Source organism: Paracoccus sediminilitoris (assembly GCF_003259195.1).
In the GTDB taxonomy this organism is placed as follows: Bacteria; Pseudomonadota; Alphaproteobacteria; order Rhodobacterales; family Rhodobacteraceae; genus Paracoccus; species Paracoccus sediminilitoris.
Window position 1 is genome coordinate 19,402 of record NZ_QJPK01000032.1, and the last position, 12,337, is coordinate 31,738.

11 protein-coding genes are annotated in these 12,337 nt (G+C 67.4%); 5 read left to right on the forward strand and 6 right to left on the reverse strand.

The window, feature by feature from the left end:
* Positions 1 to 43: 43 nt before the first annotated feature.
* The 6 genes from DKT70_RS16135 to DKT70_RS16160 all read right to left on the reverse strand — a co-directional run bounded on the left by DKT70_RS16135 (position 44) and on the right by DKT70_RS16160 (position 3,422).
* The gene (locus DKT70_RS16135) at positions 44 to 1,009 is read right to left on the reverse strand and encodes a TRAP transporter substrate-binding protein (protein WP_111560104.1); all 966 of its coding nucleotides are present in this window, start codon (positions 1,007 to 1,009) and stop codon (positions 44 to 46) included.
* A gap of 45 nt (positions 1,010 to 1,054) precedes the next feature.
* Positions 1,055 to 1,732, reverse strand: a complete 678-nt coding sequence (locus DKT70_RS16140; protein ID WP_199559630.1) for a GntR family transcriptional regulator — start codon at positions 1,730 to 1,732, stop codon at positions 1,055 to 1,057.
* A 176-nt stretch (positions 1,733 to 1,908) separates the two neighbouring features.
* The gene (locus DKT70_RS16145) at positions 1,909 to 2,226 is read right to left on the reverse strand and encodes a response regulator transcription factor (protein WP_111560105.1); all 318 of its coding nucleotides are present in this window, start codon (positions 2,224 to 2,226) and stop codon (positions 1,909 to 1,911) included.
* 102 nt (positions 2,227 to 2,328) lie between these two features.
* On the reverse strand, positions 2,329 to 2,529 hold the full coding sequence (locus DKT70_RS16150) for a response regulator transcription factor (RefSeq protein ID WP_111560106.1): 201 nt from the start codon (positions 2,527 to 2,529) through the stop codon (positions 2,329 to 2,331).
* Between the two features lie 16 nt (positions 2,530 to 2,545).
* Positions 2,546 to 3,058 carry a sensor histidine kinase gene (locus tag DKT70_RS16155; RefSeq protein WP_111560107.1) on the reverse strand — a complete coding sequence of 171 codons (513 nt, stop codon included), beginning with the start codon at positions 3,056 to 3,058 and terminating at the stop codon, positions 2,546 to 2,548.
* The gene (locus DKT70_RS16160) at positions 3,039 to 3,422 is read right to left on the reverse strand and encodes a histidine kinase dimerization/phospho-acceptor domain-containing protein (protein WP_111560108.1); all 384 of its coding nucleotides are present in this window, start codon (positions 3,420 to 3,422) and stop codon (positions 3,039 to 3,041) included. The genes DKT70_RS16155 and DKT70_RS16160 overlap by 20 nt, the downstream gene beginning before the upstream one ends.
* Positions 3,423 to 3,953: 531 nt before the next feature.
* On the opposite strand from DKT70_RS16160, the gene DKT70_RS16165 reads away from it, so the two are divergent.
* From DKT70_RS16165 to DKT70_RS16185, 5 genes are read left to right on the forward strand one after another with little or no spacing between them, the layout of a single operon-like run.
* Positions 3,954 to 5,207 (forward strand): glycosyltransferase family protein, encoded by a 1,254-nt coding sequence (locus DKT70_RS16165; protein ID WP_111560109.1) that lies wholly within the window; start codon positions 3,954 to 3,956, stop codon positions 5,205 to 5,207.
* A gap of 25 nt (positions 5,208 to 5,232) precedes the next feature.
* Positions 5,233 to 6,483 carry a glycosyltransferase gene (locus DKT70_RS16170; RefSeq protein WP_111560110.1) on the forward strand — a complete coding sequence of 417 codons (1,251 nt, stop codon included), beginning with the start codon at positions 5,233 to 5,235 and terminating at the stop codon, positions 6,481 to 6,483.
* On the forward strand, positions 6,483 to 7,643 hold the full coding sequence (locus tag DKT70_RS16175; protein WP_111560111.1) for a glycosyltransferase family 4 protein: 1,161 nt from the start codon (positions 6,483 to 6,485) through the stop codon (positions 7,641 to 7,643). Before DKT70_RS16170 ends, DKT70_RS16175 begins: the two co-directional genes overlap by 1 nt.
* A complete protein-coding gene (locus DKT70_RS16180; RefSeq protein ID WP_111560112.1) occupies positions 7,643 to 9,496 on the forward strand; it encodes an ABC transporter ATP-binding protein in 1,854 nt (617 codons plus the stop codon). Before DKT70_RS16175 ends, DKT70_RS16180 begins: the two co-directional genes overlap by 1 nt.
* The gene (locus tag DKT70_RS16185) at positions 9,480 to 11,651 is read left to right on the forward strand and encodes an aminoglycoside phosphotransferase family protein (RefSeq protein ID WP_158530119.1); all 2,172 of its coding nucleotides are present in this window, start codon (positions 9,480 to 9,482) and stop codon (positions 11,649 to 11,651) included. Before DKT70_RS16180 ends, DKT70_RS16185 begins: the two co-directional genes overlap by 17 nt.
* Positions 11,652 to 12,337 lie beyond the last annotated feature (686 nt).

The window sequence follows — 12,337 nt, forward strand, 5'->3', positions numbered from 1 at the left end:
CTTGAAGATGCACGGCCCCGCGGGGTGGCGGGGCCGCGTTCGGTCAGCGGCTGAAGATCTCTTCGGCCAGCGGGCGGATTTCTTCGTCGACGGCGCCCAGGACGGCCTCGCGCGCGCCTTCGGCAAAGGCTGCCTGATCGACGTCGTGGAAGGTGACGCCGCGCCCTTCCAGATCGGCGACCAGGGCTTCCTCATCGGCGGTGAACAATTCGCGTTCATAGGTCTGGGTACGCTCGGCGGCTTCCATCAGCGCGGCCTGATCCTCTTCGGACAGGCGACCCCAGCTGCGTTCCGAAATGGCCAGATAGATCCAGGACCGCACATGCTCGGTCCGGTTGACCACGCTCTGGACTTCATAAAAGCCGCCCGACTTGAACAGCGCCAGCGGGTTCTCCTGTCCCTCGATCGTGCCGTTCTGCAGCGAGGTGAAGACCTCGGAAAAGGCCATCGGCGTCGGGTTGGCCCCCAGCGCCTGCCAAGCTGCCACGAACAGCGGCACGTTCGGCACGCGCAGCTTGAAGCCGTCCAGGTCGTCGGGCGTGGTGATCTCGCGGTTGGCCGACAGGTTGCGCGGGCCGCGGGCGAAATAGGTCAGGGGGCGGATATCGGCCTTTTCGATGATCTCGGCCTCGATCTGGTCGCCGATCTCGCCCGAGGCGACCTCGTCCATATGCTCCAGCGACTTGTAGGCATAGGGCAGCGCCAGCAGCGCGGCCTTGGGCGCCCAGTTCTGCAGGCTTTCGCCGGTGATGGTCATGTCGGCCGTGCCCAGCTGCATGCCGTTGATCAGGTCGATCTCCTTGCCCAGCGATTCGTTGGGATAGATCTCGACGGCGACGCGGCCTTCGGTCAGCGTGTCGACCTCTTCGGCAAAGCGCGTCACGGCCTTGTGCCAGATGTTGTCCTCATTGGCCAAATGGCCCAGCTTCAGCGTCACCTCCTGCGCGAAGGCGGTGCTGCCCAGCAGGGCCAGCGTGCAGGATGCCAAAAGTCCGGTCAGCTTGTTCATGGTGAAAGTCCTCCTCCAAGGATCACGGGTGCCGGAGTGCCGGCACTATGAAAAATATTCGGGTCGTTCCTGCTTGATGACGGGCAGGTCCTTCAGGATGCCCTGCAGATGCAGGCGCAAGCCGTGCTCGGCCGCGGCACCGTCGCCGGCGGCGATGGCATCGACGATCGCCAGATGCTGCGCGACCAGCCGGTCGACCGGGAAATGCTGGCTGGACAGCACGCGCACGCGGTCCATCTGCGCCTTCATCTCGACGACGACCTCCCAGGCGCGCGCCTTGTCGGCGCCTTCGGCCAGGGTGCGGTGAAAGGTTTCATCGGCGGCGATGAAATCCCGGGCCGAACCACCGATCAGCGATTCCTGCGCCCGCACCTGGCGCCGAAGATCGGCGATCACGGCCGGATCGGGCGCATCGGCCAGCAGCTTGACGATATCGGCCTCGACCGCCTCGCGCACGAAGCGCGCATCCATGACATGGGGCAGCGAGATCTTGGCGACGAAGGTGCCGCGCTGCGGTCGGATCTCCAGCAGGCTTTCATTCGCCAGCTTGATGAAGGCCTCGCGAACGGGTTGCCGGCTGACGCCATGGTTCAGCGCAACCTCGGCCTCGGACAGCTTGGTGCCGGGGGTCAGGACATTGTCGATGATCGCAGCCCGCAGCCGGTCGACCAGCTGATCCACGACACTGACGAATTTCGGCTGGATGGTCTCTGGTTTGTCCACAACGGCTCTCCCTGACGGCCTGCTACCATACTACCATCCTTATTACAAGGACTGGTATGGCAGCTTGGCCTTCAAGGGGGGCGTTGTCATCTGCCCGGTCCGCTTTCTGCGTCAGGACATGGAAAGCTGTATCGAACCCGCGCTGGTTGCGGATCAGCTGCGTGTCGTCGTCCTTGTCAGGCGTCCTGCGCAGATAAGGCGATATAGACCTCGAGGATGGTAATCTGCGGGTCGAAATTATAGCCCCAGACACCTTTCAGGATGTCGATGCGGGACTGGACCTGGTCAGGGCGTTCGGCCAGAAACCGCAACAGCGAAAACCCGGTCGCGGTCAGTTCCAGATCGCTGTCGCGGCGCGTGGCGGTCTTGGTGTTCAGGTCCAGACGCAGATCGCCGATCACGATGCGCACGGGTCGGTCGTGGCGGGCAGGCGAGCGGCGCAGCAGGACCGCGATGCGGGCCAGCAATTCCTCGAAGGCGAAGGGTTTCGTCATCTAGTCGTCTGCACCCGCCCCCAGGGCCTTCAGCTTTTCGGTCGTCACGTCCTTGGCCGTCAGCATCAGAATCATCACGTCGTGACATGCGGCGCGGATCACCTAGCACAGCTCTGCCCCGTCGGCATCGGGCAGCATCCGGTCCAGCACGACCAGGTCATAGGCGCCGGCGCTCAGCCGCTCGTCCAGGCCTTCGCCGCAATCGGCCAGATCTACATGATAACCCTCGACCGTCAGACCACCCGACAGCAGGGCGGCGATCTCGGCGTCGCCCTCGACGACCAGGATTCGATTGGCGGTCATGCGACGGTCTTCAGCGCTAGTGGCGTGGTGATCTCGACCACGGCGCCACAGCAGGGCGCGCGGTCGATGCGGATGGCGCCGTCATGCTGGTCCACGATCTATTTCGCGATGGATAGTCCCAGCCCAAGCCCCGATCGCGGCCCTGACGGGCACGCGCTGTAGAACCGAGTAAGGTGCTGCCCAGTTCGTCGCTGGTAAAGCCGGGGCCCTGGTCGCGGACGCGGATATGGGCGTGGCCTTCCGACTGAGCCAGCTCCAGGCTGACGGTGGTGTCGGCGGGGGCCAAGCAGATGACATTGTCCAGCGCGATCAGCATCGCCTGACGCAGGCGGTCGGGATCGCCGCGCATCTCGACTAGTTCACTGGGCTGGCTGGGACCGATGCGGATACCGGGACGCATCGCCATGTTCTGGCCGTCCAGCAGCACGTCGTGCACGATATCCTGCAGCACGATCCGCGACCGGTTGACCATGATCGACCCCGATTCCGACCGCGCCAGGAACAGCAGGTCATCGATCTGCCGTCCCATCTAGTCGGCCTTGCACGATGTCGCCCAGCGCATGGCGCATCACCCCGGCATCGGCATCGGCATCGGCAGCGCGCGTCGCCATTTCGGCCTGACCGCGCAGGATGGTCAGAGGCGTGCGCAGTTCATGGCTGATATCGGTAAAGAAGTTGGCGCGGCTGGCATCCACCGACCGCAGCCGGTCATTGCTGGCGACCAGCGCCTCGGACCGTTCGCGCAATTTACGGATGGCCGCTTCCTCGAACAGCTCCAGCTGGCGATAGATCTCAGTGTTGAAGACCTGCATCGCTTCGGCGCGCTGACCCGATCGCAGATGCGCTTGGATCTGCAACCGCGCGGCGTCGATCTGGGGCACCTTGGTTTCCATCTGCGCGACACGGTCCAGCCCGCCTCAGGGCGCGTCGGGTTCGCCCGACCATGATCCCCAGGCAGACAAGCGTCACCGCCACCAGGCCCGTCAGGTGACTCAGCATGATTTTTCGTGCGGATTCTCATGGTGTCCCGGTCCTGACCGGTCGTGTCCGATGCCCAATGATGGCGCAGATCAGCCTAAGTCCATCGACGGAAAAACGCCCATGCACGGTTCCAATGGTCTCCTTATTTGCACCTGCCTGTTGCGCACCAATATTTTGGACAAACGTGGAAAGCGGCGCCCGTGCCGGATTTTTCCGCCGGGCAGGCCCCGCCCGGACCGAGGTCCATGGGGCATGTGGACCAATGCGGCTGGTGTATCGGACTTTGGTTCGATGTGGCCGCCGGACTGATATGGTCAGCTTGATGACGGCTTCATGCCCGGTTGGGCGAACCAGAGGACCACCGTCATGTGCATGAACGCGACCCTTTTCTTGCTGCGGGCCGATCACCGGCTCATTTGCGCCCATCCGACCAGGGGGGCAAGATGACCCGGATCGCCCCCACCGACCCGCTGCACTTTTCGACCGCGCTGCACCCGCAGCGGATGCAACGACCGCGGGTCGTGCTTTATTCGCATGACACGCTCGGCTTCGGGCATCTGCGCCGCAACATGCTGCTGGCCCAGGCGATCCGCCAATGCGGCCACGCCCCCGAGGTGCTTCTGATCGCCGGCATGCGAGAGGCCGGTGCCTTCGACATGCCCCAAGGCGTCGATTGCCTGACGCTGCCGGCCTATGCCAAGGCCGCCGATGGCAGCTATCATGCCCGCGACCTAGGCATCGGGGTCGATGCGCTGTGTGACATGCGCGCGGCGACCATCCGGGCGGCGGTCAAGAATTTCCGTCCCGACCTGATGATCGTCGACAATGTCCCGCGCGGTGCGCAATACGAACTGGCCCCCACCCTGCGCGCGCTGAAGCGGTCGGGCCGCACCCGCGTGGTGCTGGGCCTGCGCGACATCATCGACCGCCCGTCGGTCATGCGCCAGCAATGGCTGCGCCAGCGCAATTTCGAAGCGCTGCAGGATCATTACGATGACATCTGGGTCTATGGCGATCCGGACTTCTTCCCCACCGCCGATGAATACGGTCTGGGAGCGGAACTGTCCGCCCGGGTGACCTATACCGGCTATCTGGACCAGCGCGCCCGCCTGTCCCCCGGCGCGCAGGGCGCCGATCCGATGCAGGTGACCGGGGGCGATGCGCGGCACTTCGTGCTGTGCCAGGTGGGGGGCGGGCGTGACGGCGTGGCGCTGTGCACCGCATTCGCCGGGGCACCAATGCCCGCGGGCCATCAGGGCATCCTGATCACCGGGACGCAGATGTCCGCCGCCGACCGGGCCCGCATCGCCGCGCTGGCGCAGGGGCGCAGCGATCTGACCGTCGTCGATTTCATCGCCGAACCCGTGGGCTTGGCCGCCCGCGCTGCCGCGCTGGTGTCGATGTGCGGCTATAACACCGCCTGCGAGATGATGTCCTTTGGCCTTCCCGCGCTGGTCGTGCCCCGCGTCCGGCCCCGCACCGAACAGCTGATCCGGGCGCAGCGCATGCAGGATCGCGGCCTCGCCTGGATGATCCACCCCGATATGCTGTCGCCTGCGGCGATCGGGAACTGGTTGCAAGGGGCCGTCACGCGCCAGGCCGCGCCGGCCACCGTCGATCTGGGCGGCCTGTCCCGCGTCACGGACATGGCGGCGCAGATGCTGGCCCCGAAATCCACCCTGCGCCGTCCGGCCTGAGCCCCGTCACAAGGAACCGCATCCCATGTCCCTGACCCCGCCCAAGATCGGCTACGTCCTCAAGCGGTATCCCCGCTATTCCGAGACGTTCATCGTGAACGAGATCCTGGCCCATGAGGCCGCCGGACAGCCGATCGAGATCTTCTCGCTCCGCCCGGTCGAGGAGACGCATTTCCAGGACAACCTGGGCAAGGTGCGCGCCCCCGTCACCCGGCTGACCGAACGGTTGAAGAACCCCGATGCCTTGTGGCGCCTGATGATGCGGGCGCGGTCCGGGCTGCCTGCCGCGTCCTGGACGCTGCTGGGCCAGATGAAGAACAGCAGCGGCCAGGACGTCGCCCAGGCGCTGGAGCTGGCCTTGGCCTGCCGTGAACGGGACGTGGCACATCTGCACGCGCATTTCGGCACCGTGTCCACCACCGTGGCGCGGCTGGCCGCACGCCTGGTGGGGATAGGCTATACCTTCACCGCCCATGCCAAGGACATCTATTTCGACTATCAGGAAGACACCCGGCTGGACGAAAAGCTGCGCGATGCGGCCCATGTCGTCACCGTGTCGGATTACAACGTCAATTTCCTGGAACAGCGCTTCGGGGCGGCTGCGGGCAATCTCAGCCGCATCTATAACGGGCTGGATCTGGACCGGTTCACCCATGCCGATCCGGCCCCGGACGCAACCGACATCCTGGCCGTGGGCCGCCTGGTGGAAAAGAAGGGCTTTCACATCCTGATCGAGGCCGTACGCCTGCTGCGCGACCAAGGCCGCACCGTGCGCTGCACCATCGTGGGCGGCGGGGACGAGGCGACCTATCTGTCGGGCCAGATCGCCGCCGCCGACCTGGGCGAGGCGGTCACCCTGGCGGGCCCCCGCCCGCAATCCGAGGTGATCGAGATGATGCGCGACGCGGCGGTCTTTGCCTGCCCCTGCGTGGTGGGTCGCGATGGCAATCGCGACGGCCTGCCCACCGTCCTTCTGGAGGCGATGGCCTTGGGCACGCCCTGCGTGGCGACCGCCGTCACCGGCATCCCCGAACTGGTCCGCGACGGCGAAACGGGCCTTTGCATCCCCGAGGGCGATCCCCAGGCGCTGGCCGCCGCGCTGGCGCGCATGCTGGACGACGCGGCCTTGCGGCAGGGTTTTTCCACCGCAGGCCGGGCGCTGATTGCGCGCGAATTCGACCAGCATGTGAATGCCGCCCGGCTGCGCGCGATCTGGCACGACGCGATCGCCGGCACCGGCACCGGCACCGGCCTGCCGCAACAGAGGTCCGCGTGATGCGCATCGCCTATGTGACCACCGACCCCGGCATTCCGCCCTTCGGCACCAAGGGTGCCTCGATCCATGTGCAATCGGTGCTGCGCGAATTGCTGGCGGCGGGGCAGCAAGTGACGCTGTTTTCTCCGCAGCTTGGCATCACCGCCCCGGCGGAGTTCGCGGCGGTGGCGCTGCACCCCCTGCCCCCGGCCCCGCGGGGCGATGATGCCGAAGGCCGTGCCGCATGGGCGCTGGCCTTGAACGACACGGTCGCCCAGGACCTGGCGCGGACCGGTCCTTTCGATTTCATCTATGAACGCCATGCCTTGTTTGCCCATGGCGCGATGGAATTCGCGGCCCGCGCAGGCATCCCCTCTGCGCTGGAGGTGAACGCGCCGCTGATCGCCGAACACAGCCGCCACCGCCGCATGGTCCGCCAGTCCGACGCCGAGGCCAGCGCGCGCCGCGCCTTCGCCGCCGCACGCCTGCTGGCCGCGGTATCGCCGGCGGTGGTGGATTACGCCCGCGATCTGGGCGCCCTGCCCGCCCGCACCGCCGTCATCCCCAACGGCGTCGATCCGTCCCGCTTCGTTGGCCAGCCCGCCCGGTCGGGACCGTTCACCGTGGGCTTTGTCGGGACGCTCAAGCCCTGGCACGACACCGCCACCCTGGTCGAGGCCTTTGCCCTGCTGCGCCGCGATCACGTTCCCGACGCGCGGCTGCTGATCGTGGGCGACGGGCCGCAGCGCGCGACGATCCTGACGCAGCTGGATCAGCTGACGCTGACCGATGCCGCGCAGTTGACCGGCGCGGTGCAGCCCGACCAGATTCCCGGCTGGCTGACGCGGATGAATGTCGCGACGGCCCCCTATCGGGGCGATCAGCCGTTCTATTTCTCTCCGCTGAAGCTTTACGAATACATGGCGGCGGGATTGCCGGTGGTGACCAGCGACGTGGGCGACCTGGCGCAGGTGCTGGACGGCGGCCGTCTTGGCGCCCTCGTGCCGCCCGACGATCCGGCGGCGCTGGCGCTGGCGCTGGCAGAGCTGGCGCGCGATCCCAGGGCAGGCATCGCCATGGGGGCCCGCGCCCGGGCCGAGGTTCTGGCCCATCACGGATGGGACCGTATCGTGGCGCGCATCCTGTCGCGGGCCACCGCATCGGGACTGGAGGCCGCGTGATGGGCAAATCGCGCCCCGAAACGCTGGCCGAATCCCTGCCGGGCCTGCGCCGCGTGCTGCGCCGGTTCGCGCCCTATCTGCGGCCCCATCGCAGGATGCTGACCGGCGCGACCGCAGCCCTGATCGCCGCCACGCTGATGCGCCTGCTGGAGCCTTGGCCGCTGAAATTCGTGATCGACCGCGTCGTGCCCTCGAACTTGGCCGAGGTTGGCGGATCGGGCGTGTCGACCATCGATGCGCTGGACCCGATGGTCCTTCTGACCCTCTGCGCGGTGGGGCTGGTGGGCATCATCGGGCTGCGCGCGCTGTTTCAGTACCTAGCAACCATCGGCTTTGCCATCGTCGGCAACCGCGTCCTGACCAAAGTTCGCGGCGATCTGTTCCGCCATTTGCAGGGGTTGTCCCTGGGCTTTCACACCCGGTCCAGGGCCGGCGATCTGACCATGCGCCTGATCGGCGACGTCGCCATGTTGAAGGAAACCGCCGTCACCGCCGCCCTGCCCTTGACCGCGAACGTGCTGGTCCTGCTGGGCATGGTCACGGTGATGATGGTGGTCGACTGGCAGCTGGCGCTGATCGCGCTGCTGCCCCTGCCGGCGCTGTGGTTCGCCTCGATCCGTGCCGGCAAGAAGATCCAGACCGCCAGCCGCAAGCAGCGCAAGGTCGAGGGCGAGATGGCCGCCACCGCGGCCGAGGCGATGTCCTCGATGCGGACCGTCCAAGCCCTGTCGATCGAGGATCGCGCCGCCGACAGCTTTTCGGGCGCCAACGGCAAAAGCATGTCGGGCGACGTGCGGGCCAAGCGGGTCGCGGCGGGGCTGGAACGGCTGGTCGATCTGCTGGTCGCCTGCGCCATCGCGCTGGTCTTGTATTTCGGCACCCTGCAGGTGCTGCGCGGTTGGCTGACGCCGGGCGATCTGCTGGTATTCCTCACCTATCTCAAGGCGACGTTCCGGCCCATCCGGGGCTATGCCAAATATGCCGCGCGGCTGGCCAAGGCCAGTGCGGCGGGCGAACGGGTCGTGCAGCTGCTGGACGAAGTGCCGGACATCCGCGACCGCGCGGGCGCTGTGGCCGCCCCCGCCTATGCTGGCCGGATCACGTTCGACCGCGTCACCTTCGGGTATGGCAGCGGGCAGCCCACGCTGGACAACTTCAGCCTGCAGATCGAGCCTGGCAGCAATGTCGCGCTGACCGGCCCGTCGGGGGCGGGCAAATCCACGCTGGCCGGGCTGGTGCTGCGGCTTTACGACCCGTCGGGCGGGCGCATCCTGATCGACGGGCAGGACATCCGCGATGTCACCATGACCAGCCTGCGCCGCCAGATCGGCTTTGTCCCCCAGGAAACCGTGCTGTACAGCGGCACACTGGCCGACAACATCGCCCTAGGTGCCGGGCGCGACGTCACCCGCGACGAGATCGAGGCCGCCGCCCGCCTGGCCAACGCCCATGACTTCATCGCGGCGCTGCCCGAAGGCTATGACGCGCAGGTGGCCGAACGGGGCGCGACCCTGTCGGCGGGACAGCGCCAGCGCATCGCCATCGCGCGGGCCGCCCTGCGCCATTGCCCGGTGCTGGTCTTCGACGAGCCGACGACCGGCCTGGACAGCAGCAACGAAACGACCGTGACCCAGGCGATCTGGCGGCTGGCGCGGGGACGGACCAGCCTGCTGATCACCCACGACCTGTCGCAGGCCGCGCGTGCCGACCGCATCGTGTTCCTGGAAGCGGGGCGGGTCGCCGAACAGGGCAGCCATGCAGACCTGTTGGCGCATGGCGGACGCTATGCCCGCCTGTGGGCGCTGCAGGGTCGGGGTCAGGATGGGGGGGCGCTGCGTGCTGTCGCCGGCTGATCGCGCGGTCTGCGCCCGTGACCCGGGGCTGGCAGGGCTGCCGCTGCTGCTGGATGCGCAGGCGATGGCCGCGGCCTTGGGATGCCAGGCGCTGCGCCCGGCCTATTTGCGCTACAAGCCCGGCATCAGCTGCACCGCAGGTTTTCTGAGTGCCGATGGGCAAGCGCTGGCAGCCTATGCCTATCCACCCGATCGCTATGCCGCAGAAAGCCGGCGGCCGCGCTGGCTCAAGGAGCCGTCGGTGGTGATGCTGCCGGATCACGGGATGATCGTCATTCCGGCCCGGCTGGACCGCCACCTGCGCGGTTTGCGGCGGGTGCTGGACCCCGACCACCGCCCCAAGCATTTGCGCCGCGTCGTGAGCGTGACGCGTGACTTGGCGCGGGGCGATCTGGTCCTTCTGCGCTACAAGCCGGGGCGTCGGATAGTCGCACGGATCGACCTGAACGGAGAGCCGCAGGCCGTTTTGAAGGTCATGAAGGGCACGGGCTTCGACCGTGCGCTGATCGGCGCGACCGCCGCGATGGCACATGGCCAGGCACCGCTGCTGGGCGCCGACAGCGGTTTGCGCGCGCTACTGACCCGGTGGGTGCCCGGCCAGCCCGTCTGCCCCGAAATGACCGGCCAGGCCCCCGACCCCGCCATCTGCACCCGCATCGGTCAGGCGCTGGCCGATCTGCACGCCGATCCGTTCCGGCCAGCCGCCGCCTGGACGGCCTCGGGTGATGCCAAGTCCGTTCTGACCGCCGCCGCCGACATGGCGGCGCTGGATGCCGATCTGGCCGCGCGCGCCGCGCCAATCGCAGCCGATCTGGCGCAGCGCTTGGGCCGCAGCGCCGTCGATGCGACCTTGGTCCATGGCGATTTCAGCGCCGATCAGGTGGTGATCTCGGGCCAGGGGGACCCGGTGATCCTGGATTGGGACAATGCCGGATGCGGGGACCCGGCCCGCGACCTGGGCAGCTTTCTGGCCCGGATGGACGCGCAGGTGATCGACGGTCTGCTGACACAGGACCAGGCCGACCGGCTTGGCACGGCACTGTTGCAGGGCTATGGCCCCGCCCCCGACACGCTAGCCTTGCATCATGCCCGCGCCCTGATGCTGCTGCTGACCGAAGGGTTCCGCACCCGCCATCCCGATTGGCCCGCGCGGGCCCGCAGCCTGCTGGACCGGGCCGAACGGTGCCTGCGCGGCATGTCCCCCCCGATGATCGACCCCGCCATGCCGCAGCTGACCGCAGCGCTGGACACGGGCCGCGCGCCGGCCGCGTTGAGTAGGGCGACGGGGATGGACATGACCGGGACCACGCCCGAACTGATCCGCCACAAACCGGGCCGCCGCGCGCTGGTCCGCTATGCCGCCGACGATCGCCAGGGGGCGATCCTCGGCAAGCTGCGCGCCAAGGGCATCGATCGGCGCATGCCGGCGCTGCACGACGCGCTGCGCGGGGCGGGGCTGGACGGGCACCAGGGCCGGACCGGCGTTCCGCAAGCCCGCGGCACGGTCGACACGATGAACATGTGGCTGCAGAACGAGGTGCCGGGATCGCCGCCCGATCCCACGGACGCAGGGGCCATGGTGCGCATCGGCACCGCGCTGGCGCAGCTGCACGACGCCCCGGTGGCCACCGATCGCCGCTGGAGCCATGCCGACGAACTGGCCGTTCTGGACCGCGCCCTGACACAGGCGGCCGCGCAGTTGCCCCATGATGCAGGCGCGCTGCAAGCGATCCTGCGCGGGGCGGCAGACCGGTTGGCCAGCCTGCCACCCGGTCCCGAATGCGGCATCCACCGTGATTTCTACTTTGACCAGGTGCTGGTGGCCGACGCGCAAATCTGGCTGGTCGATCTGGATCTCTATGCGGTGGGCGATCCGGCCATCGACCTGGGCAATTTCCTGGCGCATCTGGACGAATTCGCCCTGCGCGGCACCGGCGATATCGCGGCGGCGGGTCCTGCGGCCCAGGCCCTCCTGGCCGGTTACGCGACGCGGCGTGCCCTGCCCGATACGCCCCGCATCCGCCTGTTCCGCGATCTGTCGCTGGCACGCCACATCCGCATCAGCAGGGGGTTCCAGGACCGCCGCCACACCACCGCGCCCCTGGTCGCTCTGACCACCACCGCCTTTGCGCGCAACCATCCCCAGCCAACCTGATACCATAGAGAACCCGCGCGTGGACCTTACCGGCCGCCTGCCGCTTGTCGCCACCCTGTCGATCCCGGTAACCGGATCGTTCATCTCTTCAAAGCAGTCTGGCCGCGCCAAGCGGCGCTGCGAACACAGGCCGTCATGGTTGCTGTCATTGATGTGGCACTCGCTGGCGGCGAAGACGTTCCCCGCTTGTCAGCCGCGGTTGAGTAGCATCTCCGAGGCCTACCAAACTGGCCTGAAACCCTTAGGTTCCACCGCATTGAAGCAACGGCGGCGCGACATCCGCTCGAGGTGCTCACTCTCCTCGATCGCATCGCACCGGAGGAAGTGACGCGCCCGGTCTACGGGGTGGAAAAGATCGTCGGGGCGATCTTGTCAGCAGTACCCGACCTCGCAGGGGATCGGAGGGTGGAGAAGCTGAGGCGGGCGACAGGGTAGAGGTTGGCCTACAATGCTCAGACAGCTGGAAGCCCGCTTGGTCCCGCATAGCGACCAGCAGCACGAGGGCGGATCTTCGACGCGAAGAGCCCATAGCCGCCTGTCAGTGCCGAAGTAGCTATCAGCGACGGGGTTGCTCTGCCGTAACCAAGGGCTAGGCGTATCAGTCGATATGCTGGTTCGCCTCCTCGAATTCCGCTTGGGTTTTGCGTGGGTGATCGCCCTCCAAGCGAACTGAAGCCATGGCCTTA